This window comes from Paenibacillus sp. SAFN-117 (assembly GCF_051966115.1).
GTDB classification, from domain to species: Bacteria; Bacillota; Bacilli; order Paenibacillales; family NBRC-103111; genus Paenibacillus_L; species Paenibacillus_L residui.
In genome coordinates, this window is the sequence record NZ_JBQCLK010000014.1 from 59,832 (window position 1) to 86,819 (window position 26,988).

Here is a 26,988-nt window from a genome sequence, read left to right on the forward strand (position 1 = left end):
ATTACGGAAAGGAGGATGGCGCGTTGAAGCTATCCATACTCACAAACGGGGAAACGACGTTGTCGCATTTGTCTGAAGCATATCAATTGCTTGATCAAAATCAGAAAAAACAGCTGCATCTGACCATCATCGATTTAGGGAGTCGGAAGATCGACGAGCTTGAGGACGTGGAAGCCACGCTTGTTGGAGCTGACCTGGTCATCTTCGATGCACATGGCGTCCGCCAGGACGTTGTCGAATGGTTGAGTAGCCTGCTAAGCAAAGGGACGGCTCATATCGTTCCGCTTGGCGGCAACTCCGCTGAGATCGCTTCGCTACTCAGGCTAGGCAGTCTGACCTTTGCAAATTTGCCTAGACAAGAAGGGCATACACAGGCGGCAACGTCCTTGTCGCTAGAAGGAATGGATGAGGGTAATGCGGATTATGAACACTACGTTCGATTTACCGAATATTGGCGGGGCGGAGGCACAGCGAATATGCTCGGACTGCTTTGTCTGGCAGGCCGTGAATACGGCGGCTGCCATCTGTTGCCGGAGCCTAAGGAGCCGGTATATGTTCGGGAGTTAACGATTATGGAGCCGAGCAGTCGCACGGTTTACTCGTCTGCAGCCAGCTACCGGCAAAGCAATCGCTACGACGAAGGTCGGCCGAATGTCGCGATTTTATATCTTGGGAATAGCAATCCGCTCGATACTGCGGAATGTATTGCGCAGCTTAAGGAACAATTGGAGGCTTTCGTGAACGTCATGCCGATCGCGTTTCCTTCAGTGATGAACATTCCACTCGACCGTCTGCACGAGTTGCTACTTGGCGAAGGTCACCAAGTCGACCTTATCGTGAACCTGCTGCCTTTCCGACTTGGGATTGGTCCCGGCGGAGGAAATCAAGACGGGGCTGTGCAGATGCTGGAACAGCTCGATGTGCCGATGCTGCATCCGCTATTGTTGAACAGTAGAACGGAACAAGAATGGAGACAGTCTGCGAGTGGACTTGAGCCATCTTTGCTGCTCGTTCAGGTCATGCTGCCGGAGCTTGACGGGAGCGTGGAGATGTTTCCGATAGCGGCACTGCAGGAAGACGGAGAAGACGCCGAGCTAAACGTTCCGCTAAAGCGGCTTGCACTTATCCCTGAACGGACGAAACGCTTGACAGATCGCATCCGCCGCTGGCTTGCTCTGCGGAGCAAGCCCAATGCAGAGAAGAAGCTGGCGCTCATTGGCTACAATTATCCGCCAGGCGAAGGAACGGTGTTCGGCGGTTCCTTCTTGGATACATTCGAATCGATAGCACGTTTATTGAGCTGGCTGAAGCAGCAAGGATATCATACCGAGGAACTGTCAGCGGCGGAGCTGCGTGCCAGATTTTTAGAGGGCGGTCTAGTCAATTCCGCAAAATGGTCTGATCCTCAAGCTTCGAGTCAGTTGATCCGTTATGCGGATCCCCATTTCACACAGAAGCTATCCAGACGTTCTTGGGGAGAAGAAGCGATAAGCCGCTGGGGTCAGCCGCCTGGTGACATCATGACGGACAACGGCTCCTTTCTCATACCCGGCTTAATGATCGGCCAAGTGTTTATCGGCCTGCAACCTTCACGCGGTATCCATGAGGATCCAGAGAAGTCGCTGCATGACCGTTCGTTACTACCTACGCATCAATATACTGCGTTTTATCAATGGATTCGTGAACAGTTTCAAGCGGATGCCATCGTCCATATCGGGACACACGGCACCTTAGAGTTTCAGCGGGGGAAAGAGGCCGCTCTGTCTGGGGACTGTGTACCGGACGATTTGCTCGGGGATTTGCCCAATTTGTACTACTATCACGTAGGGAATCCGTCCGAAGCGATGATCGCCAAGCGGCGCAGCCATGCCGTATTGATCGGCTATCAGGCTCCGCCCTTTACAGAAGCTGAGCTGTATGGCGAATGGCGTGAGCTGGAAGCCTTGCTGCACGAATATCGTGAAGCGAAGCAGCTCGCGCCGGAACGATGTGAGGCGATTCTACAAGAGCTGCAGGCGGTAGCGAAGTCGCTTGACTTCTCCGCGGAGACCGTAGAACACATGGAGGAGGAGCTCTATCGCATGCAGCGTTCGCTCATCCCTAGTGGACTGCATGTGCTTGGCGACAGCTATTCTCCTGAAGTCGCTTTGAACCATATGCAATTCGTGCTTCGCCACGAGCGGGGAAATATTCGCTCAATTCGCGGACTGCTCGCTGAACGTCAAGGCGTTCGGGCGGATGCGCTAACTTCGGGCAAGCATGTGAGCTTGCTGCGCCAGCTCGATGAGGAAGCGAATGCGTTAGTGACCGCTTATGTGTCAAACAAGGCAATCCCGGACATGTATAAGAGTGAACATCCAGATTGGCTTAAGCAGTTGGAAGCTTCGCTCGAGTACGGTTACGAAGCTTACCTAAGATCATTGCAAAATGAGGAAGCAGAAGGGCTGATGCGGGCGTTGGAAGGCCGGTACGTTCCAGCTAAGCTCGCTGGTGACGTGCTGCGAACACCTGAAATATTGCCGACCGGACGCAATCTGTACCAATTCGATCCCCGCTTAGTGCCCAGCCGTACAGCTGCTGAACGGGGGGCGATTGTCGCCGAAAACTCCATACAGCAATATCGCGAGCAGCACGGGGACTACCCGCACACGACGGCGGTCATCCTCTGGGGGATTGAGACGTCGCGCACACAAGGGGAAACCATCGGGCAAATCCTGCATTATATGGGGGTTCGCATTGGCGGGGGAGTCGGAACGTTCCGTACAGAATATGAAGTGATCCCGCTTGCGGAATTAGGCCGACCGCGCTTGAACGTCATGGTGCATATTACTGGGGTTTTTCGCGATTTGTTTCCGAATTTGCTGGAAGAATTACATGACCTATTCCGCAAGGTTTCGGAGCTGGATGAACCTGATGAGCTCAATTGGTTCAAGGCTCATACACGAAGCATGGAGGAGGAGCTGCTTGCTGCTGGATATGAGGCAAGTCAAGCGCATGACTTAGCTTGCGCCCGCATCTTCGGCCCGGCAGAAGGAGAGTATGGCACGACGGTGACGCGGATGATCGAGACGAAGCTATGGAACGAGGAGTCTGAGCTCGGAGCGGCATACACGGACAGCCAGCAGCATGTATACAGCGCACTAGCGCGAGGACAGGCGGAGCCGGAATTGTACCGGTCACATATGCTGGAGGTGGATATTGTGTCGCAAATTCGCAGCAGTCATGAATGGGAAGTAACGGATTCGGACCACTATTATGAGTATTTTGGCGGCTTGGCAAAGTCTGTGGAAGTGATGAAAGGTCGTAAAGCAGACATTCATATTACGGATACGACAGGGGAGCAAATCAAGACAGAATCTGCCGAACATGCGATTGCACGCGGAGTAAGGACTCGCTTAACGAACCCGAAATGGATCAACGATCTCTTGAAGCATCCTTATCATGGCGCAAAGGAAATGGCCAGCCGATTCGAGTATGTACTGGGACTTGCAGCCACGACTGGAAAAGTAGAACCTTGGGTATTCGATCGTCTGCATGACGTCTATATGGCTGATGAAGCACTTAGCCGGAAGCTGCAGGACAACAACCGTTGGGCTTACCATGCGATGATCGAAACATTGCTGGAAAGCGAGCAGCGAGGATACTGGACACCGGATGAACAAGTTCTGCATCAGCTGCGGCAGAAATACCTAGAGCTTGAAGGAGAGTTGGAAGGGGAATGAGAACAGCTTGAGGAATAAGCTGAAATCCATTTACATTTTACATTCATTAAGAAATGAGGTGTTAAGCTAGATGATCGAAATGTTACGCAACGAAGCTGCTTGGGAACAAGCTTGGAAGGACGACCAAACGACAGGTGTAAACTTGATGAAATCAGCAGGGATCGAGCCGAGATTCACTTTTGGCGCCATCGCGGCCCAAAACTACAATGAGCAATCGTTCAACGATGAAGGAAGAAGACGGTCAGCACGTATTATCGGCTGGTTGGAAAATCAAGGCGTAAATTTTAATGGCGCCTCTGTCCTCGACATCGGAGCGGCCTCTGGAATATTTTCTATTCCCTTTGCGCAAAGAGGAGCAGATGTGACCGCCGTTGAGCCGTCGCTTCCGTTCACAGAACTATTGGAGCACAACAATCAAAAATGGGCCGACGGTAAGGTAAAGATCGTGCGCGCAGCCTTTGAAGATATGGATACGAAGACATTAGGCTGGAACCAAGCTTTTGATTTTGTCTTTGTGTCAATGTGCCCGGCGATCACAGACTGGGAGATGGTGGAGAAAGTGATCAGCTGCGCTCGAAAATTTTGTTATATCAGCCTAGCGGCAGGTCCTAAAGAACACAGCCTCACCCTTGAAATATTACCGCTGTTAAACCATTCATACAACAAGCATCAAAACTCCGAGATGATGTATTTGCTACAGCTGCTTTATCTAAAAGGGTACGCCTTTCATTCACTCGTCACACGAGAAATGAAAGCTAGGGAAGTGTCTCGTGCGGAAGCCATTCAAGAGGTTTTACATTGGCTTAACTTTTACAATTATCCAGTAGATGAGAATACGCAGGCCATCATTGAAGATTATCTGGATCAAACTTATCCTGGAAAAACGATCCCAATCAAACAAGGAGGGCGCTTCGGCAAAGTGCTCATTCAGTTAGAAGAGCAAAGCATGTTTAATTATTCATGAGGATGAATCAACCAAAGCGCCTACATCAGATGAGTTCCCGCATAAGGGACGCGTTGTACGAAACAATGGCGGTTCCGGAAGTGCGGGAATTTTTGATCCAGATGGGCATGATATTCAGGCGGATGAAGAAAGAGGCGTGTACTTTGATTGTGTTTGCCTTTGAAAAACAACACTTATCATATTAAATGGAATGGTCATTGCGCTTGTTGGCATGTTAAGTGGTTTAGTCGCTTCTTATGAATTGGGTACACCACCCGGCGCTTCCATCACATTAATTTTAATGTTGATTTTTTCAGTCATAACACTTGCAAAGTACATGTTAGATTACTTGAAATTGGATAGACTATTTAATAAAAGTCAAGTCTAGAATGAAATATGCAGAAAATGACAAATCGAGTTTACGCCGTAGATTTGCCATTTTGAAAATAAGCCCATGCATTATATACTGAGTAATCACATCTCGTATGGAAAGTTAAACGAAGTGGGAGGGAGTTAATCATGAAGGAAGTTGATGTTGTTATTATTGGAGGAGGTCCTGCAGGTTTAAGTGCTGGACTTGTACTAGGACGTGCTAGAAAGAAGACATTGATTATTGATGAGGGCCAACCGCGTAATGCAGTGACTAGAGAGGCTCATGGCTTTTTAACACGTGATGGCGTTAGCCCACATGACTTTCGAAAAATTGCGAAAGAACAGCTTCGCACTTATCCATCGGTTTCACATCTGGAAGATATCGTCAGGTTGATAGAAGGGGAAGATGGACAATTTTTGTTGGAAACTGTTTCGGGGGTGAAGATAGCCGCTAGTAAACTGCTGTTTGCTATCGGAATGAAGGATCGTGATCTTGGCATACCAGGGTTGGCAGAGGTCTATGGTAAGAGTGCGTTTGTATGCCCGTATTGTGATGGCTGGGAACTAAGGGATCAGCAATTAGTTGTCATAAACAGAGGAGCGACATTAATGCATTTTGTCCCATTGCTTTCTGGATGGTCGAAGCAGTTAGTAGTTTGTACAAATGGTCCCGATGAATTGAGTGAAGCAGAACGTGAAGAATTGCGCGCACATAATATCCCGGTATTTAATGCACCAATACATTTAATCCAATCAAATCAAGGCATGGTAAGCCATATCAAGCTTGAGGATGGGACGGAAATTTCGTGCACAGGGATTTTCTTCAAGCCGGAATTGGAACTTGGATCGGATTTGCCAGTTGCCCTTGGTTGCCGGATGTTGGATACTGGAATCATTGAAGTCGATGAGTTTGGAAAAACTAGTGTACCTGGTGTTTATGCAGCAGGGGATGCAACTACACACTTACACCAATCTATTGTTGCAGCTGCTTCAGGTGCTGTATCCGCAGCTGCAATAAACGGGGAATTAAATCAAGAAGAATGGCGGAAGAGCAACGTTTGATTGAATAACCATGAACACTTTACGAGCCTTCCTCACCCAAGTATCATGCTCATAGAATAAACTTCAAGGGTGAGGAATAACTATGAGGTCTTCAAGACATAATAGGTTAGTCAACTTTATCCTTTATTTTAAGAGAACCCACACCAATAATTGCTCCCAATATCACTAAAATTATACTGGCAATAATTTCATATCCTTGCAATGCCTCGATGTAATTGACGAGAAACCAACTCGGTCCCCCGCCTGCCAATCGGTTAATGATACCTCCAACTCCTTGAATCAATAGAAGCAGACTTGCACCGCTTGCAATCTCTTTCATAACGCTACATCTCCTTTTTAATAAAGAATATCAAGTTAAATTCCCCTGATTCCAATATTGAACAAAATCGCTCCAATAACTGCTGCTCCGACTAATACAGAAGACAACGGAGCTTTTACTATTTTTGTTCGCAGTTGTTCAAGCTTATTCATTATCCAATTTTTATATAGTATAAACACGATCAAGAGTAAAATTGAAGGAAGCACCATAATCACGTTATAGCCAATTAAAATGATTATGGACAAACCCGTGTTAAACGCTAAACCATCCATTAATAATATCGAGTAAAAATACGGTAAAGCTGTGGTAAACTCAATCGCAAATACAATAATTCCGAGTATGATCATCGCTCTTATAGACACTTGCGCAGGTAACCATTCCAAAAATCGGGATTCCATTTTTTTCTTAGGCTTATAAAAGCTGATCAGTACAAGGATGGCGCCAAGTATCGTATAAAACCAGCTTGAAATTTGACTGCGGGACATGCTTTCTATAAAACCAATTATCTGCCCAACTCCCAGGTAAACCAAGATACCCATCATAAAATAGCAAAATTGTGTGGATATTAAAAAAAACATCAAACGCGATGCCAATTTTCCTCTTTGTATTAGAAGGATATAAGCTGTGATGGCCAATACCCCGGGGCTTAAAATGTCAATGAAAGCACAGAGCACAATAATGAGGAGTGCTGTTGTGAAATCTATGTTGGTAGGAATTAATGATTCAATGATTTCAAGCACCTCAACATCCTCCTTATTTATTTATTTCGCACACTGTGATAAAATGATAATAACACAGTGTGCGAAATAAAAGCAAGAGGTGATTTAAGTGCCAAAAATCGTTGATCATGTTCATAAAAGGAAGATCATTGCTGAAACGGCTTGGAAAATTATCGAAACGGAAGGCATTGAACGAGCATCTATTCGCAGAATCGCATCTGAGGCTGGAATGTCTACCGGAGCATTGAGACATTATTTCTCAAACCAGGATGAGTTACTATTATTTATCATGGATTATTTTCTTGCTCGCGGGAAAGAACGGTCGAAGAATAAATCATGGTCACAAGACCCTTTCATTGCGGTACAGGAAACGTTGTTAGAATTGGTTCCCGTCGATCGGGATAAACAAGCTGAAGCTGGCGTATGGCTGGTTTTCGTCATTCGTTCACTTACAAGTGCAGTTTTGAACACGAAAAAAGATGAACTCATCGAAGGAGAATACATTTTAATGGAGGCACTGCTTGAAATCTTGATAAAGGCAGGCTATGTAAAAAAAGACATAGATATTGAAATCGAAAAATTAAGGCTTTCTGCAGTCATTGAAGGTTTATCCATACATGCTCTATTAAGACCGGATATATTCACCATTGAAAAAACGGAACAAATTATTACTCACCACTTAAAAGAACTTTGCAATAAATAATATTGCTCTCATTTATTAAAACATGAATTTGATAATAAACAAAGCAAAGACAGCCGCAAAACAACTAAATACACTTATCCATAAAACAGGTTCCATAATGATCCACTCTTGTTAATATATTTTATATCGCACTCCATGTAACTTGTTATTGCACAATCGCTCCTTTATAGAAAAGCGATAGAGTCCCAAATAAAGACTTCTAGTACGAACTTATTAACAATCAAGATGTTTTAATAACATATGAGGTGATTGCTTTAATTTTTGAATTTTTACCAAACCCTCGAAAGTTATATACATCGCAAAAAGCAACTCTGTGCTTATCGTGTAGTATTAAAGTTCCATTTAGAGATCCTGTGTTGCCATGTGTGATAATGTTCTGTATACGAAACTGTTGAACTTTACAATTTTTCATTTGATGTAACGCTTTCTCAAAATCATCTTTTCCCCGAATTAATTTATCACCAACAATTTCCCAAACCACATCATCTGTCATCCAATCCATACAGAAGCTTATTTCATTTTTGACAAAAGCGATACTAAGATCTCTAAGCAACTCTTTTTTAGGTGAGTTTCCACAATTTTCGGCGCATTCTACCGTTAAGTTCTCAGAATGAGTATTCATCGTTACCTCCTTTTTTCAAATGACCCCGACAGATGACCGGGGTCATTGTCGCGCATCTATTGGAATATTCGTTGTGAAATCAATGATAATGGTCTATTTTTGTCTATTTAACCGGAACCCAAATTTCGGTTTTGGCTACGGGGCTCGTTGGGTCAGGGCTTTTATATACTTCCAAAGACGGTGCGTCACCATGTTCATATGAATTAGACGGAAACCACTCTGAATATATTTTTTTCCATGTCTTCGGTACCACATCGGCTACGGGCCCCACGGCTTCAAATATCGCCCATTTTTCGGCAGATATTTGATAACTAGATAATCCATCAGGTATGTTTCCTTTGTATTCAGTGCCCACCCAATACTCAATCTCATTGTCCTCTTTGCTGTAATCTACTGATGCTCCAATCAAACCTGATATTTGGCCGTTATTCAAACCTAGTAATCGGTTAATGGTACCATTTTTTCCGACCTTGGTCCAAAAATGACCGATATCCAGAGACAGACCGAGATCTCCGTCACAATTAAACCGTTCTTTCACTCCCACAATTTGGAATCCTTTGCGTTCTACCAATTGATAATTCATAGGTTCAGCTCCTTTTAGATTCACCTGGATGGTCAAGCGATTATAAGATTGCAGCTTCCCCAATCCTTTTCGTGCTTCACTCGGTGTCACACCATGCTGTTTGCGAAAAGCCTTTGCGAAAGCTTCAGGAGTATCGTAGCCATATTTATAGGCAAGGTCGATAATCTTGCAATCGCTGCTGGCTAATTCCTGAGCAGCCAATGTCATTCTCCGCCTTCGCACATATTCTTTGACCGAAACATCAGTCAAGATTATAAAAAGCCGTTGAAAATGAAAGGCGGAGACATGTGCCTGCTTCGCAATGTCTTCTATTGTGATGGGTTCCAACAGATGCGCTTCCATATAGTCAATTGCCTTCTGCAGCGATTCTACCCATGCCATATGACTCCCTCCTTGATTAAAAGTTAACGTAAAGTCATCTGAGTGTCCTGTCATCTTATGCGCAGTAGGGACAGATTCTCAACGAATACGTCCATACGTTACATCGAATCATCGTGTCTGCCGCCGATCTTAAACAATCCAATAAGTATGCTTTCATAGTCCCACTTTTTATGTATTCTTGTAGTAAGATTATAGCATAGGTAAAGATGATTCATCATACAAATGGTGCGAATGGGGGAGGGGTACATCTGGCACCGACCAGTATTTGCAGCGATTATTTGAACAAACTAATGATTATATAGAATGTCATTCCATCACTTTACTTTTATTAAAGCATACGAAGGAGGAGAGACTATTGGTATATTCTGTGGAAAGTACTACAGAAAAGATTGCAGTCTTTGTACATGACAATCTGTTTTACACAATATCCGGAAACGTTCCATCCACCGAGATGAAAAAAATCATCGATTCTTTTGAAATTGAGAAATGACTTGGATTATAATCATTGGATTACGGTAGAAGGAGACCTGGATATAGGGAAGTTTTGTGAGCAGCTAAAAACAATCAAAGTGATAATATATGGTGAAATTGTGTAGACGACCTTTTTTCCATATAGCTTTTCCACCAATGTCTGAAAGGGTAATAGGACGTGAAGTGTAGTCAATATCTGCTCATCCAGCATCTCCAGTATCATTTTCATGATACGGGCAAACTCTTCTTGCATTTTCCGAAAGCCATTGCTCCAGCTTTTTCAATGTTGGGATTCTTGTGGTTAAGTAGGGGGCTTGCTGAACGATTTTTATCCGAATTTCAGAGCTAGGCGCCGGCGAGACAGCATCGCGAAAATAAGGCAAAAAAGAACGCGGAGCCTGCGCTCCAGGTTCATCACGAGAAGTTGCAGCTTAATCACCGATTCGCTTGTCTTGGCGAGGCGTGCGCGAATACAGCCAAGCCCATACTTGCGCTTGCCTTCTCCAAACTTGCCTTCAATTGCGTTTCGTTCCCCGGTATCCTGTTTGACGTCTTGCTTATCTTCACTTGACGGACCGTTTTTAGGCTTTCGTCCCAATGCCGGCCCACTGAGCCAAATCCCATGCTGTTTGCAGAAGCTCCGGTTTTCGCGCGTGCGGTAGATCTGATCCACTTGGACGACAGCCGGATAGGTCCCCATGCGCTCACGGTACTTCTCGATCACGCCAATTAGCGTCGTGCTCTCGTTGAAGTTATCCCAAGACAGACGATCAAGGAACGCATAGCCATTTGTCATGCTTACCGCAATCTTGGCTCCGAACTCAACGCGTGCCTTGGCTTTCCCGCGCACGATTGGCCTGATATGCGGCTGATGAATGCTGACGATCCGGTCTTCCATCTGGTGAGAACGCTCGCTCCACATTTGAAGTTGCTGATGGTACAGTTCATGAATCACCAGCAGGTCGCGATAGGTTTTCCGGCTAAGCAGCGTGAGCGGTTGCACCTTGGCTTGCTCGGCGATGATGGAGAGGTTCCGTCCAACGTAACCGAGCTGCCGCCTGATTGCTTTGCGGATCACTTTGGGTCCCGGCCTGCGTTGCTTGGACACCGCCAAACTGCTTGCGCGCTTTTTCGCGGTACGTGCGCGGTTTCGTCGCTTTGCTGACGGCCGGCACATGCAGGGTATCGATGATCGATTCGAGCTTCTCCCGCGCTTCATTCAGCAGATTCAGATCGGTCGGATACGCCACATCCGCTGGCGCGCAGGTAGCGTCCATGAGCACCGTCCCTTGATTGGGTAGCGCAGGTGCTTCCGATTCCATGGCCGATACCGGATGCCCTTCGGAAGGAGGCGCGGTCGCTTCAAGAGGCTCGGGCACCGCGGCCGTCTGCTCCACGGGAGATGTTGCTGCTGACGGTTCGACTTGTGGTTCCGCGAACAGTGTTTGCTGTTCGGCTTCAATAACAGAGGCGCGCTTCTTCGACCGCTTTACTTTCCCTCCGCCGCCGCTAACGTTGTTGTCGTCATGGTCCTTCGTTTCCTTCGCGCCTGCCGTGGCGACGACCTCATTCAGCTCAGCCAGCACATCCGTCAGACGCTTCCGAAAATGCGTCATCATCGAGTGATGGAACGGTTGCTTCATGACGAATCCGGGCAGACCGATGAAGTATTGCATGTATGGATTTTCGTTGATCGACTCTAGGGTTTCTCTGTCGGTCAACTGCATTCTCTCTTGAATGATGAGCGCCCCGAGCCCCATCCGCAAACTGATCGTTTGCTGGCCGCGGAAGGTGTCTTTGAAAAACGGTCCGTATTTTTTCTCGGCCTCTGCCCATGGCACTAACCGCGCCAACTGAACCCAACGATTCTCTTCGTCCAGCTTTCCGCCAAAGGGCAAAAAGAAATCGCCTGGCAGGATCAATTGATTGTCGAGATGCGCGGTCGGCTTGAACACATTTGTCACTCCATCTGCAAGGATTTGGGCCCGTTCTCCATGCTTTCCTTTACATATGAATTCGACATCAAGAGCCTAAAATCCTTATTGTTATGCGGTTTTCAGCCTTTTTTTCACCATTCAGCAAGCCCTAAGTAATGAATAAGAGCTTCCTCCTTACGGTGTGTTATTGGTAAACATCACTGTATCCAGGATGAAGCTCTTTTCCGATGTTCGCTTTTCCAGATCTTAATCCCACGAAGATTTTACACTAACCCGTTTGTTAGTTTTCGATAACGATTTAATAAAAATTTTAATTTTAGCCCCATTTCTTTTTAAATAGTTTCCCCTACTCTATAGTAGACGAAAGATAAGGAGGAAACTACGAATGAAGAAATGGCTATTGGGGATTGTCATCCTTTTAATTATTGGCTATGCCGTTATCCAGGATAAACCGGAACCCGATAATAATGAAAATGTGCCGAAAGAAAACCACCAAGTAGAGGATGAAAAACTGGATGAGGATCTGGATGAGGATTTGGATGAGGATCTTAAAGGGGACGGGATGCCGGTTCGGATAACAAAGGATCAGGTTTACAAAGGCCATTTGCTGCTGATCAATGAAGATCATCCTGTACCTCCGGGGACTAACGTATCCGATGCGGTCAATTTGGCGAAAAATCCGGAGCTGATCAACGGATACGGACTCTTGGATAACTCGATCCGATTGACGCCTTTTTTGGCACAAAAATTATCTGCGATGATTGCAGCGGCACATCAGGATGGCATTAACCACTTTATGCTCACCAGCGGCTATCGGGACGAAGAGGAACAGAGCAAGCTATACGAGGAAAAAGAGCCTGGATACGCGCTGCCGGCAGGCTTTAGTGAGCATAATCTCGGTTTGGCGGTGGATATCGGATCAACGCAAGGGAAGATGGAGTCTGCTGCTGAAGGACAATGGCTGAAAGAGAACGCCTGGAAATACGGCTTTATCTTGCGCTATCCGGAGGACAAAACAAATATTACAGGGACCCCGTATGAACCATGGCATTATCGTTATGTCGGTTTGCCGCATAGCGCTATTATGTATGAGAACAATTTTGTTCTGGAGGAATATTTGGACTTTTTGAAGGAACAGAAATCGATAAAGACCACGATAAACCACGAAGAGTATTCCATTTATTACTATTCTGTTCTCGAAGATACCACGATTCATGTGCCGGCGGATAGCCGCTATGAAATTTCGGGCAACAATATGGATGGTGTTATTGTGACAGTATATTCCGGGCAGGGCGATGCGCCAGCGAACGGTGTTCTGAGCGGCGATACTCCAACAAACAATAGACCGGAAAACGACTCCTCGACAAGCGATACGCCGACAAACGAGGGGGCTCCAACCGGCAATCGTCCGAACGATAAACCGCAGATTGATACGCCGACGACCCATGCGCCGACTAGCGATACGCCAGCGGACACCGATCCGGCGCTTGAGAAGCCGGCGGGTGCGGTTCCGGAGGACGGGATGCAGGAAGTTAAGAAGCCGGAGGTTTCGATACCAAAGGAGGAGAACAGATGAGAGCAGGAAACCGGTTGAAACATTGGAGCGTTCGGCTATTGTTTGCTTTCTACATGTACGCGCTGCTCAAAATAATTTTATTCAAGTTCGGCCGGGTGGATGTTGCGTTTCTATGGGAGCAGCTTCTGCGAACCGTGACTTATCCGGAATATATCGTTGCCAGACTGCAAGCTGGGAATCTGGTTCCCTTGAAGGAAATTGCCAGAGCGCTTGATGCGTTGACCGTACACAGCCTGACGAACCTGTTCGGGAATATTGCGATCTTTGTCCCGTTCGGCATGTTCCTTAATGTCCTTGCGAAGGCCGGAAAGCTGACATTGGCGGGGACGCTATGGCGCTCCTTGGCGGTAAGTTTCGGGCTGGAAAGCGCCCAAGTGTTATTTTCGCTCGGTACGTTCGACGTGGACGACCTTATTTTAAATTCCGTTGGAGGCATGCTCGGCTTCGTCGCCTACAGACTGGGATCCTGGCTGACGACGCCGGCATCCGCCGTTCCGGGCGCTCCGCGCGCCGTTGTTCTGGCGAAGAAGTTCTGATACGATGTAGTTCAATCAACATATTTACTTGAGGTGGATTATGAAATCGATCACTATATTAATTGCGGATGACGAACCGGAAATTGCCGATTTGATAGAACTGCATCTGGTCAAAGAGGGCTATCGCTGTATTAAAGTTTCTGACGGGCTGGCAGCCGTACAGATCATTCGGACGCAGTCTGTCGATTTGGCGATTCTCGATATCATGATGCCGAATCTGAACGGCTACGAAGCGACGCAGCTAATCCGGGAAAGTCACCATCTGCCCATTATTTTTTTAAGCGCCAAAGCAACTGATCTTGATAAAATTACAGGACTGGTCAGAGGAGCGGACGATTATGTGACCAAACCGTTCAACCCGATGGAGCTGGTCGCTCGGGTAAATGCGCATTTGCGCCGTGCGCTGCAATTCAATCCATCGGCAGCTTCGAACACAGCCGTTCTGCAGGCGCGCGGTCTGGTCATCCATCCTGAACAACGAACCGTTTTTTTGTATAACAACCCGATTGAGCTAACCCCGAAGGAATTTGACATCTTGTACCTGTTGGCCAGCCATCCTAAGAAAGTCTTCAGCACAGAAAATATTTTCGAACATGTATGGGGGGAGGCCTACTACGAAGGCAGCAATACAGTTATGGTGCATATACGAACATTGCGGAAGAAGCTCGAAGAAGACAAGCATAAGAACAAATGGATCAAGACCGTCTGGGGAGTGGGATATACGTTCAATGGCTAATAAGATCCGAAGTTTCCGGTTTAAAATGATTCAGCTGTTTGCTTTAAGCACACTTTGTTCTGGTGCGATCACCTTTCTGATCTTTAAAGTGTTTCAGCTCTATTATCATACGACGAAGTATGAAGACCCGACGACTAAAATCCGTTATTTCATGAGAGAAATCGGGGACCTCAATTTTTTCTTGATTATTTTTATTCCTCTCTCCTTTTATTTTTTCTTTCTCCTCACGAAACGGTATTCCCTTTATTTTCACGAAATATCGCGTGGAATCAATCAACTGGCAAACGGCGACTTCAACAGCAAAATAAACATCCGGTCTAATGATGAGTTCGAAAATATTGCGCGGGATATCAATCTGGCTAGTGAAAAATTGAAGCAAGCGCTGGAGAGGGGAGACTTTGCAGAGAACAGTAAAGAACAATTGGTGTTGAATCTGGCTCACGATTTGCGAACGCCGCTCACTTCCGTATTGGGCTACCTGGACTTTATTCTTCAGGACGATAATTTGACGAATGACCAGATCAAGCACTATACAGGCATTGCTTTTTCCAAGTCGCAACGGCTGGAGAAGCTGATTGACGAGCTTTTCGAAATCGCCCGCATGAATTACGGCCAGCTAAAGATGAACAAACAACCGATCGATCTTAGCGAGCTTCTCATCCAATTAAACGAGGAATTATACCCTGCTTTAGAAAGAAGTAACCTGACAACCCGTTTGCATGTAACTCCGCATGTGACGATTTGGGGCGACGGTGAATTATTGGCGCGCGTATTTGAGAATCTCCTTACGAACGCTATCCGTTATGGCAAGGATGGCCAGTATATAGATATTCATTGCACAGTAGAAGCGGAGAATGCAGCAGTTCAAGTGATTAATTATGGTCATAGCATTCCCCCCGAGGAGCTGCCGTATATCTTCGATATGTTTTACACGGTCGATAAAGCGCGTACTGAGCGGGAAGGAAGCTCCGGTATCGGTCTGTTTATTGCGAAAAATATCGTGGAACAGCATCGGGGCACGATCTCAGCGCAAAGCGATCCCGTTCGCACGTTATTTGAAGTTCGTCTCCCGCAAAGCAACGCACCTACAGCGCATCAGTAACTAGGATGTGTCTGGACACTGCGTGATTTCTGTTTTTTCTCCACTTATTCTTCAATCAGTTTTCCCAAATGAAAGCATCAATGGGAGGAAACTGAGAATGAATAAGTGTTTTTTTATGTTCTAAGCGTGTTATCACTGAGACTGCAAACAAAGAGGATCGTCCGTTCAATGTTGGACGGTATTTAATAAAAATTTTATTTTTACCCTACTTATTCTTTAAACTGTTCTTTTTATAGTACTGGTAAGACTGGTTGGAGGAAGCGTAAATGAAGCAACGGTTTTTTAGACAAGATGACGATAGGAAGATCATGAAATGGATGCGCAAGGATGCGGTGGTAGCCTGGCTATTTCTCGCACCGAGCGCTGTTGGATTCGCACTGTTTTACCTTGTTCCATTTATCATGGGAGTATTTTATTCATTTGTAGACAGCCCGGTAGATCGTCATTTTGCGGGTTTGGATAATTACCGCGAGTTGCTTATGAGCGAGTCCTTCCGCAAGGCAGTGACCAATACATTTTATTTTAGCGCGGTTAGCGTTCCGCTTAATCTCACACTGTCGCTAGGTCTTGCGGTACTGCTGAATGCAAATTTATATTTGCAAAAATGGTTGCGGACCGCCTATGTGCTGCCGCTTGTCGTTCCCGTTGTCTCAATTGTGTTCGTCTGGCAATTGTTGTTCGATTGGAACGGATCCGTAAACGCCTGGCTGAGCAGCTTCGGAACTGAACGCGTGGACTGGATGAAGACCGATGCTGCCCGATATGTCATTATTGTCGTCTATTTATGGAAGAACATTGGCTATAACGTCGTTTTATTTTTGGCGGGTTTGCAGCAAATCCCGAAGGATTATTATGAAACCGCGCATGTGGAAGGAGCTGGGCGCTTACGGCAGTTTGGCAGCATCACTCTTGTCTATCTAACTCCCACGATGTTCTTTGTCGTCATTTTGTCGATTATGAACTCGTTTAAAGTATTTCGGGAAACGTATTTAATCGCAGGAGACTATCCGCATGACAGTATCTATATGATGCAACATTATATGAACAACATGTTCACGTCGTTGGATATTCAGAAATTGACAGCCGCGGCGACCATGATGTTCGGTTGTATTCTTTTGATCGTCATCGGTTTGTTTGCGCTTGAACGCCGATATCGGCAGTTCATGGAATAGAGGTGAGAGTCTTTGGATAATTTTCACAAAATCATTCGAAAAATTGGCCTCACAGTCGTGTTGGGCACAATTGCGCTTATGTTTTTATTTCCAATTGTGGTCACGTTCACTAATTCATTCATGACAGCCCAGGAAATCGATATCAATTATGGATCTATCGGACAGATGAATGAAGCGATGAAAGGGGGGAAAAACCGTTATGGAAATTTAAAATTGCTGCCGGATCATGTATCTGTGAAGCAGTATGGCGAAGTGTTGGTGGCAAGTCCCCGATATTTAATGTTGTTTTGGAATTCGGTGTTGTTGGTAGTGCCGATCATCGTTGGGCAAATCTTGGTCTCGGCGTTTGCTGCGTATGCCTTCTCCAAGTTGCAGTTTCGTTACCGAGATCGTCTGTTTATCGTCTATGTCATGACGATGCTCATGCCGTTTCAGGTGACACTAGTGCCGAATTATATTATGGCGGATAAATTGGGGCTGCTGAATAGCCCGAATGCCATTATATGGCCTGGCATTTTCGCAGCTTTCGGTGTTTTTATGCTTCGACAGTTCATGCTACATATTCCGTATGCCTATATTGAAGCGGCGAAGTTGGACGGGGCCGGCCATTTGCGGATTTTCTTCACGATGATTGTTCCTATGGTGAAACCAGGTGTTGCTGCGCTCGTCGTTCTCTTATTTGTTGATTATTGGAACATGGTAGAGCAGCCGCTAATTTTTCTGAACGATCCGTTCAGGCATCCGTTATCTGTGTACTTGTCCAGGATCAATGATGAACCTGGGATCGCTTTTGCGGCATCCGTGCTGTATATGACCCCCATGGTGCTGTTATTTCTTTATGCGGAAACTTATTTCATTAAAGGCATTCAATTATCCGGCATCAAGGGGTAATAGGAGCAATCTTTCCAACGGAATGTTTTAGGAGGAAGAAGACTGAATATGGGGTTAGCAAACGAACAAGTTGATCGCAGACGCAAACGAATGATTCAAATTGCCTTTATTGTTTTTCTAGGATTGTTGTTGCTGCTTACTTTTTTCGGAAATACCATTCAATCATTAACCTTGCCGAAAGTAAGAACGGAACCGCTGACTACAGGAAACTTGACATTTACGATTGAGGGAAGCGGCATATTGGAACCGCTCAAAGAAGCGAGGTTAACGAACCCTGCCGGTTGGAAGGTCCGAAAGATCTTCGTAAAGGAAGGAGACCGTGTGAAAGCGGGGCAAAAGCTAATAGAATATGACAGTACAGCGGCACAACGAGAATTAGAAAATGAAATGGCCAACTTGAAGAAAATGAATATTGAACTGGAAAATCTTCAGGATCAGTTCATTGAGGCAGCACAGGGTGGGGATGAACTTGATACACGAATCGCTAGCCGCGCGATTGAATCGCTAAAACTTGACCTAGACACGCAGGAACGAAACATTAACGAGTTGAGAGACCGTTTGGCAAGCGGACAGGAGTTGATCGCTCCGTTCGACGGGATTGTAACCCAATTGAGTGCAGTCGAAGGAATGGCATTTATGGGAGAACCGGATGTTCGAATCTCAAATGATAGCTTGGGCTACAAGTTGGATATTCCCGCCGATTCTACGCTGTTGACCCACTTGGATATATCAGTTGGGACGAAGGTAGAGGTCGAGGTACAAAGCGTTCAGGCACAACAGACCCGTATCCTTGAAGGAACGATTATCGAAATGGTGGATGCAGAGCCGAGAATCGAATCCGTTGATTTGACTGGTCTGAACCGTACGATTCCACGGAAGCTGATACGTATCAACGTCTTCAATGCCGAGCTAAAAGGGGGTGAGCGAGCATGGGTCAATATTGAGAAACGCTCCCGCCAGCAAGGACTGGTTGTTTGGAGTGAGGCCATTCATTATGAGCGTGACGGAATGTTTGTTTATAAAATTGACGAGCAGAGAGGAGCATTGGGCAATGTTTTCGTTGCTCGTAAAGTGCGCATTCAGGTCAGTGAAAGGAATGATCATGAAGCCTTGCTTCTGGCCGACAGTCTCTATGAGGGCGATCTGTTAATTCTGGAAAGCAGCGAGCCTTTACAAGACGGAAACCGTGTTCGTCTGCAATAAGCTAATTTTAACAGGAGGAATTTATTCGATGAAAAAGTGGTCATTTATGGTGTTTATAGGCATTTTATTTCTGTTGGTGAGTGCATGCGCTTCTGAGGGAAGTGATCAATCGGGAAGCCAGAAACCGGTAAATAAAGAGGGGAAAACTATCGTTACGTTGTCTGTCCAACAAGCGAGCTCATTTTATGAAATCGCAGAAAAAAAGTTTGAGGAAAAGTACCCGGATATCGATTTGCAAATTCAGGTTATAGAAGATTATGAACAATACCAAACAACGACAAATACAGCAATACTATCGGGCAAAGGTCCGGATATCTTTGAAGTCAGCGGTCTGCCAACCAAAGATTATGTGAACAAGGACCTTCTCCTGGATATGGAGGAGCTCATGAAGCAAGACGATACACTAAATCATGGCGATTTGCAAATAAATATTTTGGATGCGATAAAATCAAATGATGGTCTGTATGCCATGCCTTTCGGATTCAGCCTGCGAGCGTTTGTAGGTGATGGGGATCTTCTCGGGAACACGAGTATTGACGACCAGAATTGGACTTGGAAGGAGTTTGAAGATATTGCGAAGACGTTAGGCGAGAGCGGTGCGGAACGTCGTTATGCCATGGCGGGGGAAACACCTGATTTCCGCATGCAAGAAATGGTTGTGGACAGGTATTCCGAGTTTGTTGATACCGCGGCGAAAAAGGCATTGTTTGACTCTCCATCGTTCGTAGAAGCAATGCAGCAAATAAAAGATATGTACGATAATCAGGTCATGACTTCAGAACCGGCGGATATAGGCAAGCAAATGTTTTATTCGACCGTTCTGAGATCGCCGGCAGATTTTATCAATGATTTGCATTTTTATTTCTCCAATCCGAAGCTGCTGCAAAAACCGGAACAAAAAGGAGGAACGAGAATTGTTCTCGCCTCCCAGTTCGCCATTCAAGCCCAATCCGCGGTGAAAGAGGAGGCCTGGAAGTTTATTGCCTTCATGCTATCGGAAGAAGGGCAATCGTTGCAAGAAAGACAAGGATTTTCGCTGCTGAAATCTGTGAATGAGAAGCAATTGAACGAGATGCAGGAACAAGTGGAAAACGGAACGTATAAGACGCCAGACGGGAAAGCGCCGAAAGTGACGAATGATGAATTTGCCAAGTTCAAAAAGTTCATTCATACTGCAAATAACCATTCGGCAGCGGATGGCAAGGTAATTTCAATTGTAGGAGAAGAATCTATGGCCTTCTTTAGTGAGCAAAAAACTGCTGAAGAAGTTGCCGAGCTGATCCAGAACAGAGTGACAACCTATTTGAACGAGTAGAAAGCATTTAAATTGAAGTAGCGTATCTTTGGGCGCTACTTTTCAAAATAGCAACAAACCGATTTTAGCCGAGTGCTATTATTTACTCAACTTTCGCAGCTTGAAAATTAGTGTTAAGCCTTGATATTACCAGGATTTCTTATTGAAAAATCTCGTTCTTGACAGAAAAACACCTTTCCGTTTGGTTAAATGGAAGTGGATAGTATTCCCATCCCAAACAGAAAGGAGCGTAACTCTATGGTACAACACAACTTCCTGTCTGAAAAGGGGCAAGAACGAATCTCTGCTTTATTTTCCGCTTTGCAAATCGGACAACTGTTGCGTAAAGCCGGTATTTCGAAGTCGTTCGGATTGTCCAGTCTGGTCATTTTTAAGCTGATCTTTACGCTCGTGTTCGAAGGGCGCAATTGGTTTCGTCATCTGCATAGCGACCGCCAGTCGTTGCCTGGCAAAGATGTAGTCTATCGATTCATAAACCATCCACGCTTTGCCTGGCGAAGATTTTTGCATGCCTTGAGTCTGAAGGTCGTTCAGCATTTTGATTCCTTAACCTCTTCGTCCCGCGTTCGAACGTTCATCATTGATGATTCGGTTCTTCGCAGGGATCGCAGCAAGAAAGCCGAGTTGCTGGCTCGCGTCTTCGATCATACGACGAGGAGATATGCTCGCGGCTACAACATGCTCACGCTCGGATGGTCGGATGGCTTCAGCTTTGCGCCCATCGATTTTGTCATGCTCAGCTCGGCCAAGCTGACGAATCGCTTTTGCGTGATGAAGGAACGTCCAAGCGTACCCAAGGCTACAAACGCCGCATCGAGGCACTTTCACGCAAACCGGATGCCGTGGCGGCTCTGCTTGATCGAGCGATCCAGGCGGGATTCAGCGCTGACTTTGTCCTGATGGACAGTTGGTTTACCCAAGCGCCTCTGTTGCGTGAATTGATGGCGAAAGGTCTACATGTCATTGGGATGGTCAAGGCGATGAAACAACGATACCGGTTCAACGGAAAAAGCCTGACGCTCCATGAACTGTATGCCCTGTTGCCAAAGCAGAAAAACAAAGAAATCCTTGGCTCGGTCATCGTTCAAACTGCCTGCGGTTTACCGATCAAACTGGTCTTTGTGCAAAACCGCCATCGGCGGCGGGATTGGCTGGTTCTGCTCAGCACCGATTTGGCGTTGGAAGATGCTGAAATCGTTCGCATCTACGGCATGCGTTGGAGCATTGGCGTGTCCAGTTAAGGACACAACTTCTAGTCGGTGAAAGTCCGACCGGGGGAAAAGACTACACTCCCGTAGCCTGAGAGGCATCGCGGAACGAAAGTGAACCGATGGAGCCCTCTGACAAACATTCATTAGGAATGCGGCAAAATTCCAGGTTGTAACGTGCAGTGAACGCAGACGTAGCCTCGTAACACGCAAATCCGGTGGCTGAGACGGTCGATAACGCGCGAAAGCAGTAAGAACTGACCGAAAGAGTCTGAAACGGCAGTTCTCACCGGCGGGGTATCAGCGGCGACATGGAGGGAAAGAGGTTGTGGAAACTGGAGAAGCCCTCGGCACCCGGTGAAGAAATCTCATCGAGGAGGCCGTTCCTATAACCGTGATCGGGAAATGGGACAGGCAGGTGCCAGGGTGGCGGATCGGGTTGTAGTACTGATGATTCGCGTGCAGCAAAACGCGCGGGGAGGGAAGGACCCGGACCTGTAAGCAAGTCCGTACGACCAAAGGAGGCAAGGGTGCCATGACAAAAACACCCATCAATTTGCAGGAGCTAAGGCGGCGGATATATCGAAAGGCGAAGGCCGAACCTACACATCGATTTTGGGGACTATTCACACATGTCACCAAGATGACTACCCTTCAGGAAGCGTACCAACAAGCGAAGAAAAACGGCGGTGCCCCCGGTACTGACGGAAAAAGCTTTGCAGATGTGGAATGCGAAGGGGTCATCCCGTTTCTGGAAAACATCCAAGAGGAGCTTCAAGCGGGAACGTATCGCCCACAAGCCAACCGTAAAGTAGAGATCCCGAAGGCAAACGGAAAAATGCGAACGTTGCAAATTCCAAGTATTCGAGATCGCGTGGTGCAAGGTGCGCTGAAACTGATACTGGAGGCGATCTTCGAGGCAGACTTCTGCCCGAACTCCTATGGTTTTCGACCGAAACGCTCTCCCCATCAAGCACTGTCAGAAGTGCGGCGCAGCGTACTGCGTCGAATGACGATGGTCATCGACGTCGATCTGTCGCGCTACTTTGACACCATAAGACACACCATATTGCTGGATAAAATCGCAAAACGCATCCAAGACCCTCAAGTGATGCAGCTCGTCAGACAGGTGATAAAGGCAGCAGGGAAGATCGGCGTACCTCAAGGGGGCCCGTTTTCACCACTGGATTCCAATATCTACCTAAATGAAGTGGACTGGATGTTTGATGCGATCCGACGGAAAACGGCGGAAGGAGACTTCGAAGCCGTCAACTACCATCGCTTTGCCGATGACATGTTGATTACCGTGAGTGGGCATTCCAGCAAACGCGGTTGGGCCGAGCTTGCTCTGCAACGACTACGCGAACAATTGGAACCGCTTGGTGTGGAACTCAACTTGGAGAAAACCCGTATGGTCAATGCTTTGAAAGGCGACGCTTTTGCATTCCTGGGATTCGATCTAAGGCGAATACAGAACCGAAGCAAAACCGGCCATTTCATCCTCATGACACCGAAAAAGAAAGCCCGTATAGCGGTGAAAGCGCGAATCCGTGAAGTGATTCGAAACGGAGGTGCGAAACCGGCCAAAGAGATCGTGAAACAAATCAATGCGATATTGGCTAGATGGGTGAACTATTTTCGGGTGGGAAATTCCAGTGATGCATTCAGTGAAGTGCGCGATTACACAGAAATGAAAATCCGGACATTGCTGACCAGAAGGAAACGGAGACGAAAAAGTAGCATTGGATGGCGGAGATGGAGTAACGAATACCTCTATGGCGTGTTGGGGCTATACTGGGACTGGAAAGTCCATCCCTTGAAAAACGCAGATGGGTTCCGATGAAAGTGTCCGCTATGTGATAGGTCTCATAACCCTTTCGACGAAGTTTACGGGGTGAGCTGCTTGAGGGAAAACCTCACGAGCAGTTCTTATGGGGAGGGGCTGGGAACGGGCTATGAGCACCGCGCCAGTCCTTTACCCGACAGATGTTCTTCAAATTTGCCAAATCGTACCTGAAGCTGGGAACGGAGTTTCAAGGTCGTTGATATGCTCATCAGCCACACCACGATCGTGTTTACACGTTATCTCGTGATGGAATGGGAACGCCGTCACAACAACGACGCGCTGTCGTTGGGTGGTCTGTTTTTCCTGTTTTCCGACGAAGTTCGAGACCTGGATCTCAAAACGGCTTTGCAACATCTGATCGCATTTTTCATGGCATTTACGGAAGTGAAATCCAAGCGGGATCAGTCTGCCGTAGTATGTCAACTCCAGCAATGGATTGCGAGTTTGCCTAATTATATCAAGGCTTTGTTCGGAAAATTAAGCTGCGAAAGTTGAGTCAATTAACAACAACTAACTTTAACAGAGCCGTTCTTAAAAAGCTTCCTGCTTCTTCTGAACTCTCTTGATTAATTCTTCGGGCACCACCAGTTCACTAGCTTCCACCTTCAACGGGATTTTCTTCACCTTGTTCAGTTTTCCGTACATGTAAAGCTGGTTACAGACCAAGATGTAATCGCGACAGCATTAAGTGGCCATTTTTAATTCTTTTTCGGCAACAGATACTGGACCTCTGTCAATAGATTGGACACATGGAATCGAGAAAATTACGCAACATAATCGTACATTTGTTCGCATTGAATGGGTGTGAGATACCCGATCGCCGAATGGACTCGTTTGCGATTGTAGAAAAACTCGATATATTCAAAAATCTTGCTTTGCGCTTCCTTGCGGGTCTTGAACTTTTCCAGATAAACGAGTTCCTTTTTGAGTATGCTGTGGAACGATTCGATGCAGGCGTTGTCGTAGCAGTTGCCCTTGCGGCTCATGCTGCCCTTCATCCCGTATTTTAGGAGCCGTTGTTGGTACTCATGGTGTCTATCATCGTGCGTTGTTTTACACGTTAGGCTTGACGCGAGAAACGAGGACGCATGTTCAGGACTTGTTTGACTTTTCAAACGACAGCATCCGACCGAAAGGTTTAAAGGCTTCCTAGCAAACAGGTACTTCCCTTCGAGCAAGCCGCTTGGCCTTTAATCTGTGGAACGGATGGGCAGAAGAACAGCAGGAACGGGATTCCACGCCGCACGAGTTGTTTGATTGTCGTTATGCGCCTTATTTCTTTGAGGCGATTCGCTTGCGTTATCCGGAATATTGCAGGAGCCATGACCGGGTTCCCCAACGTATGAACGGTCCAACCCGTTAATGGATATGCCAGGAGGGCAACTTTGATGAAGGATATAAAGACAAGGACACGGGTGAAGAACATTAAGAAGCTGGATCGCTTCTCCAACTTGATGGCAAAAGCAAAGTCTGTCGATGTACGTTCCAAACATAAGTCATCTAATCGCCATGATTCGGAATCTACAGGTTCCTCTGTGGTGTACGCGCAAAATCAATCCGTGAGGGCGGCAAAAACCACGCTGCGCAAGGGGATGCGCATCATTCCAGGTGTGAGCAAAGGAGCAATTCGTCTTCTTCGGAAAAAACGGGAGCGCTTGATAGGGACGGCGAAGGAGAAAGAAACCATGCCTCAGCAATCGGGGGAAACGGCGAGCGGTCGGCGTTCACGTAAGCGAAGCGGCATTCAAGTGAGCAAACGTTCGGTTGTTTCTGATAAACAACAAGCGCTGTCCGCCCATTCAACAGGTGCCATACAAGGAAGAGATAATCGTCAGGCTGTACATTCATTTTCCCAAACCAAGCGTCCATTGCGTTTGCGGAAGCCTGTTGGCGGGAAATATCCTTTGTTTTCCGAAACAGTGATAGGGAAGCAACGCTATATTCATCGAATGGTGCGGGCCAGGATTGTCAGTCGGAAACAAGCTCAACAACCCCAAGCTCAAGCTAAAAGTGAAACCCAGTCAAACCCGATGTCAAAACCTGTCGAGAAGCGTGTCACGACCACGAACACCCTATTCAAGACTACCGTGCGTTCTCGTGACAAACGTTCGAGTCTACAACCCGGCGAAATGACAATCGGGAGGAAACGAAATCCCGCCCCCGTTCGTTCTTCCGCTCATAAGCTGGTGAAGCCGCATGCAGGTGTATCCGGGCGTGTCAAAACGGGCGGCAAAGTCATCAAGGTGCTTTCCCATTCAGTAAAACCGATTCATCAGTCTAGCCAAGAAAAAGGACAGGTCCATAATCCAACAGATAGGATGAAACATAAAGCCAGGGAAGCGCAAAAAGCAGCCTTTCGATTGATGACCATGCACCGTTCAAAGCAGCGGCTGCAAGCTGTTGCCAGATGGAACATTCGCATGATTCGTGTAGCGGAGAAAATGACTGCGGTACTCGCCAAAGGCATGATCGCTCTTTTAGGTGTTAGCGGTACGGTGATCATCTTGCTATGCATCATGATGGCTGTTGCTGCGGTTGTATCATCTCCTTTTGGCATCTTTGTCTCCAGTGATAATACGGATAGCGATGTATTGCCGCTTTCTGACATCGTACAAGACATCGACAACGAATTTGCTGTCCGACTGGAGGACATACGTCGGGATGCAGGCTCAGTGGATCGTGTAGAAATCCATTATCTCGGAAGCGCTGATAATACTCGCATCGATAACTGGATGGACGTCATCGCGGTCTTTGCGGTTCGTACCGTAATGGACAGCGAAAACGGCATGGACGTAGCCACACTGGACGCCACTCGGGTGGATGTGATTCGCTCCGTCTTTTGGGACATGAATCAACTGGACTCTTACGTGGAAACGATTGAACACAGGGAAACGATTACGGTGGAACATGAAGATGGGAGCACGAGTAAGGAAACGATAACCTGGTATGAATCGGTATTGCACATTACAGTTGCCAGTCATACTGCTGGGCAGCAGGCCGACATCTACGACTTTACAATCGAACAAAGAGAGATCATGCATGAAATGTTGTCGGCGGAGTTCCGCCCGCTCATGTTCGCGCTTCTCGGTAAAGATATGGATGTTGGGTTAACGACTGAGCAGCTTGAAATCGTTTATCACGATCTGCCGAAAGGGGAATGGGGCGGTGAAGCTGTCCGCTTGGCATTGACTCGCTTGGGCGATCCATACAGTCAAGTTTTGGCCGGGCAAGACCGCTATACAGATTGCAGTTATCTTGTTCAATGGGTGTACCGGCAGTTGAGCATTCAGTTGCCGCGGACGGCGGCTGAACAAGCCAGACATTGTGTCGATAACGGGTGGACAATCCGTTTTGAAGATTTGGCTCCGGGCGATTTGGTCTTTTGGAGCTATGCCAGCAATGGTCGGTTTATGGACATTACCCATGTTGGCATCTATGCCGGAAACGGCAAGGTCGTCGATGCTTCATCCACTCGCGGACAAGTGGTTTACCGGAATTTGTTTGACGCCGATCAACAGGTGCTGTATGGGCGGCCGTTTCAAATGAACGTACAAAATGTTTATAGCTAA

At 46.7% G+C, this 26,988-nt stretch carries 20 protein-coding genes and 6 pseudogenes; 20 read left to right on the forward strand and 6 right to left on the reverse strand.

The window, feature by feature from the left end; genetic code table 11:
• Nucleotides 1–23 precede the first annotated feature (23 nt).
• The 4 genes from bchH to ACTHRH_RS11245 all read left to right on the forward strand — a co-directional run bounded on the left by bchH (nt 24) and on the right by ACTHRH_RS11245 (nt 6,099).
• Complete coding sequence (gene bchH, locus ACTHRH_RS11230; RefSeq protein WP_440415570.1) at nt 24–3,722, forward strand: magnesium chelatase subunit H; 3,699 nt, start codon at nt 24–26, stop codon at nt 3,720–3,722.
• Between the two features lie 70 nt (nt 3,723–3,792).
• Nucleotides 3,793–4,686, forward strand: coding sequence for a class I SAM-dependent methyltransferase (locus ACTHRH_RS11235; RefSeq protein ID WP_440415572.1), 894 nt, complete (start codon nt 3,793–3,795; stop codon nt 4,684–4,686).
• A gap of 178 nt (nt 4,687–4,864) precedes the next feature.
• A complete protein-coding gene (locus tag ACTHRH_RS11240) occupies nt 4,865–5,053 on the forward strand; it encodes a metal ABC transporter permease (protein ID WP_290370036.1) in 189 nt (62 codons plus the stop codon).
• 131 nt (nt 5,054–5,184) lie between these two features.
• On the forward strand, nt 5,185–6,099 hold the full coding sequence (locus ACTHRH_RS11245) for an NAD(P)/FAD-dependent oxidoreductase (protein ID WP_213595452.1): 915 nt from the start codon (nt 5,185–5,187) through the stop codon (nt 6,097–6,099).
• A gap of 106 nt (nt 6,100–6,205) precedes the next feature.
• Here ACTHRH_RS11245 and ACTHRH_RS11250 read toward each other — a convergent pair whose 3' ends face one another.
• The gene (locus tag ACTHRH_RS11250) at nt 6,206–6,418 is read right to left on the reverse strand and encodes a hypothetical protein (protein ID WP_440415574.1); all 213 of its coding nucleotides are present in this window, start codon (nt 6,416–6,418) and stop codon (nt 6,206–6,208) included.
• 35 nt (nt 6,419–6,453) lie between these two features.
• Entirely contained in the window at nt 6,454–7,158 is a 705-nt protein-coding gene (locus ACTHRH_RS11255; RefSeq protein WP_440415576.1) for a GAP family protein, read from the reverse strand.
• A gap of 88 nt (nt 7,159–7,246) precedes the next feature.
• Here ACTHRH_RS11255 and ACTHRH_RS11260 point away from each other — a divergent pair, with 88 nt between their 5' ends.
• Nucleotides 7,247–7,840, forward strand: a complete 594-nt coding sequence (locus ACTHRH_RS11260) for a TetR/AcrR family transcriptional regulator (RefSeq protein ID WP_440415578.1) — start codon at nt 7,247–7,249, stop codon at nt 7,838–7,840.
• Between the two features lie 220 nt (nt 7,841–8,060).
• On the opposite strand, the gene ACTHRH_RS11265 is transcribed toward ACTHRH_RS11260, so the two are convergent.
• Together ACTHRH_RS11265 and ACTHRH_RS11270 are read right to left on the reverse strand one after the other, a co-directional pair.
• Nucleotides 8,061–8,462 carry a nuclear transport factor 2 family protein gene (locus tag ACTHRH_RS11265; RefSeq protein ID WP_213412856.1) on the reverse strand — a complete coding sequence of 134 codons (402 nt, stop codon included), beginning with the start codon at nt 8,460–8,462 and terminating at the stop codon, nt 8,061–8,063.
• A 103-nt stretch (nt 8,463–8,565) separates the two neighbouring features.
• The gene (locus tag ACTHRH_RS11270; protein WP_055109548.1) at nt 8,566–9,426 is read right to left on the reverse strand and encodes an AraC family transcriptional regulator; all 861 of its coding nucleotides are present in this window, start codon (nt 9,424–9,426) and stop codon (nt 8,566–8,568) included.
• A 367-nt stretch (nt 9,427–9,793) separates the two neighbouring features.
• Here ACTHRH_RS11270 and ACTHRH_RS11275 point away from each other — a divergent pair, with 367 nt between their 5' ends.
• Nucleotides 9,794–9,916: a DUF4367 domain-containing protein gene (locus ACTHRH_RS11275; protein ID WP_366925988.1), complete on the forward strand. Its 123-nt coding sequence runs from the start codon at nt 9,794–9,796 to the stop codon at nt 9,914–9,916.
• A 309-nt stretch (nt 9,917–10,225) separates the two neighbouring features.
• Here ACTHRH_RS11275 and ACTHRH_RS11280 read toward each other — a convergent pair.
• A pseudogene (locus tag ACTHRH_RS11280) lies at nt 10,226–11,852 on the reverse strand (IS5 family transposase).
• Nucleotides 11,853–12,219: 367 nt separating this feature from the next.
• Between ACTHRH_RS11280 and ACTHRH_RS11285 the strand changes: the two are divergent.
• The 12 genes and pseudogenes from ACTHRH_RS11285 to ACTHRH_RS11340 form a co-directional block, all read left to right on the forward strand.
• Nucleotides 12,220–13,122: pseudogene (locus ACTHRH_RS11285) on the forward strand (M15 family metallopeptidase); the annotation flags it as partial.
• Between the two features lie 284 nt (nt 13,123–13,406).
• Nucleotides 13,407–13,946, forward strand: coding sequence for a VanZ family protein (locus ACTHRH_RS11290; protein WP_213595460.1), 540 nt, complete (start codon nt 13,407–13,409; stop codon nt 13,944–13,946).
• A gap of 40 nt (nt 13,947–13,986) precedes the next feature.
• On the forward strand, nt 13,987–14,682 hold the full coding sequence (locus ACTHRH_RS11295) for a response regulator transcription factor (protein ID WP_213595462.1): 696 nt from the start codon (nt 13,987–13,989) through the stop codon (nt 14,680–14,682).
• The gene (locus ACTHRH_RS11300) at nt 14,675–15,784 is read left to right on the forward strand and encodes a sensor histidine kinase (RefSeq protein WP_213595464.1); all 1,110 of its coding nucleotides are present in this window, start codon (nt 14,675–14,677) and stop codon (nt 15,782–15,784) included. Before ACTHRH_RS11295 ends, ACTHRH_RS11300 begins: the two co-directional genes overlap by 8 nt.
• A gap of 266 nt (nt 15,785–16,050) precedes the next feature.
• Nucleotides 16,051–16,956, forward strand: a complete 906-nt coding sequence (locus ACTHRH_RS11305) for a carbohydrate ABC transporter permease (protein ID WP_440415582.1) — start codon at nt 16,051–16,053, stop codon at nt 16,954–16,956.
• Between the two features lie 78 nt (nt 16,957–17,034).
• On the forward strand, nt 17,035–17,847 hold the full coding sequence (locus tag ACTHRH_RS11310) for a carbohydrate ABC transporter permease (protein ID WP_083485226.1): 813 nt from the start codon (nt 17,035–17,037) through the stop codon (nt 17,845–17,847).
• A gap of 48 nt (nt 17,848–17,895) precedes the next feature.
• Nucleotides 17,896–19,050: an efflux RND transporter periplasmic adaptor subunit gene (locus ACTHRH_RS11315; protein WP_055109539.1), complete on the forward strand. Its 1,155-nt coding sequence runs from the start codon at nt 17,896–17,898 to the stop codon at nt 19,048–19,050.
• A 28-nt stretch (nt 19,051–19,078) separates the two neighbouring features.
• Nucleotides 19,079–20,365 carry an ABC transporter substrate-binding protein gene (locus tag ACTHRH_RS11320; RefSeq protein ID WP_055109536.1) on the forward strand — a complete coding sequence of 429 codons (1,287 nt, stop codon included), beginning with the start codon at nt 19,079–19,081 and terminating at the stop codon, nt 20,363–20,365.
• Nucleotides 20,366–20,602: 237 nt separating this feature from the next.
• Nucleotides 20,603–21,591: pseudogene (locus ACTHRH_RS11325) on the forward strand (IS4 family transposase); the annotation flags it as partial.
• A 339-nt stretch (nt 21,592–21,930) separates the two neighbouring features.
• Entirely contained in the window at nt 21,931–22,074 is a 144-nt protein-coding gene (locus ACTHRH_RS11330; protein WP_187386581.1) for a hypothetical protein, read from the forward strand.
• 34 nt (nt 22,075–22,108) lie between these two features.
• Nucleotides 22,109–23,416, forward strand: coding sequence for a group II intron reverse transcriptase/maturase (gene ltrA / locus ACTHRH_RS11335; protein WP_213595466.1), 1,308 nt, complete (start codon nt 22,109–22,111; stop codon nt 23,414–23,416).
• 140 nt (nt 23,417–23,556) lie between these two features.
• A pseudogene (locus ACTHRH_RS11340) lies at nt 23,557–23,914 on the forward strand (IS4 family transposase); the annotation flags it as partial.
• Nucleotides 23,915–24,183: 269 nt separating this feature from the next.
• Here the strand turns inward: ACTHRH_RS11340 and ACTHRH_RS11345 are convergent.
• A pseudogene (locus ACTHRH_RS11345) lies at nt 24,184–24,465 on the reverse strand (IS3 family transposase); the annotation flags it as partial.
• A 20-nt stretch (nt 24,466–24,485) separates the two neighbouring features.
• Between ACTHRH_RS11345 and ACTHRH_RS11350 the strand changes: the two are divergent.
• Together ACTHRH_RS11350 and ACTHRH_RS11355 are read left to right on the forward strand one after the other, a co-directional pair.
• Nucleotides 24,486–24,782 (forward strand): annotated as a pseudogene (locus ACTHRH_RS11350) (DUF6075 family protein).
• Nucleotides 24,783–24,807: 25 nt separating this feature from the next.
• Complete coding sequence (locus ACTHRH_RS11355; protein WP_213509926.1) at nt 24,808–26,988, forward strand: C40 family peptidase; 2,181 nt, start codon at nt 24,808–24,810, stop codon at nt 26,986–26,988.

Coding starts and splice junctions, on each gene's coding strand:
- ACTHRH_RS11305 (WP_440415582.1), top strand. CDS start 16,051: ATGAAGCAACGGTTTTTTAGACAAGATGACGATAGGAAGATCATGAAA.
- ltrA (WP_213595466.1), top strand. CDS start 22,109: ATGACAAAAACACCCATCAATTTGCAGGAGCTAAGGCGGCGGATATAT.
- ACTHRH_RS11290 (WP_213595460.1), top strand. CDS start 13,407: ATGAGAGCAGGAAACCGGTTGAAACATTGGAGCGTTCGGCTATTGTTT.
- ACTHRH_RS11355 (WP_213509926.1), top strand. CDS start 24,808: ATGAAGGATATAAAGACAAGGACACGGGTGAAGAACATTAAGAAGCTG.
- ACTHRH_RS11315 (WP_055109539.1), top strand. CDS start 17,896: ATGGGGTTAGCAAACGAACAAGTTGATCGCAGACGCAAACGAATGATT.
- ACTHRH_RS11320 (WP_055109536.1), top strand. CDS start 19,079: ATGAAAAAGTGGTCATTTATGGTGTTTATAGGCATTTTATTTCTGTTG.
- ACTHRH_RS11250 (WP_440415574.1), bottom strand. CDS start 6,418: ATGAAAGAGATTGCAAGCGGTGCAAGTCTGCTTCTATTGATTCAAGGA.
- ACTHRH_RS11300 (WP_213595464.1), top strand. CDS start 14,675: ATGGCTAATAAGATCCGAAGTTTCCGGTTTAAAATGATTCAGCTGTTT.
- ACTHRH_RS11270 (WP_055109548.1), bottom strand. CDS start 9,426: ATGGCATGGGTAGAATCGCTGCAGAAGGCAATTGACTATATGGAAGCG.
- ACTHRH_RS11265 (WP_213412856.1), bottom strand. CDS start 8,462: ATGAATACTCATTCTGAGAACTTAACGGTAGAATGCGCCGAAAATTGT.
- ACTHRH_RS11295 (WP_213595462.1), top strand. CDS start 13,987: ATGAAATCGATCACTATATTAATTGCGGATGACGAACCGGAAATTGCC.
- ACTHRH_RS11235 (WP_440415572.1), top strand. CDS start 3,793: ATGATCGAAATGTTACGCAACGAAGCTGCTTGGGAACAAGCTTGGAAG.
- ACTHRH_RS11310 (WP_083485226.1), top strand. CDS start 17,035: ATGTTTTTATTTCCAATTGTGGTCACGTTCACTAATTCATTCATGACA.
- ACTHRH_RS11245 (WP_213595452.1), top strand. CDS start 5,185: ATGAAGGAAGTTGATGTTGTTATTATTGGAGGAGGTCCTGCAGGTTTA.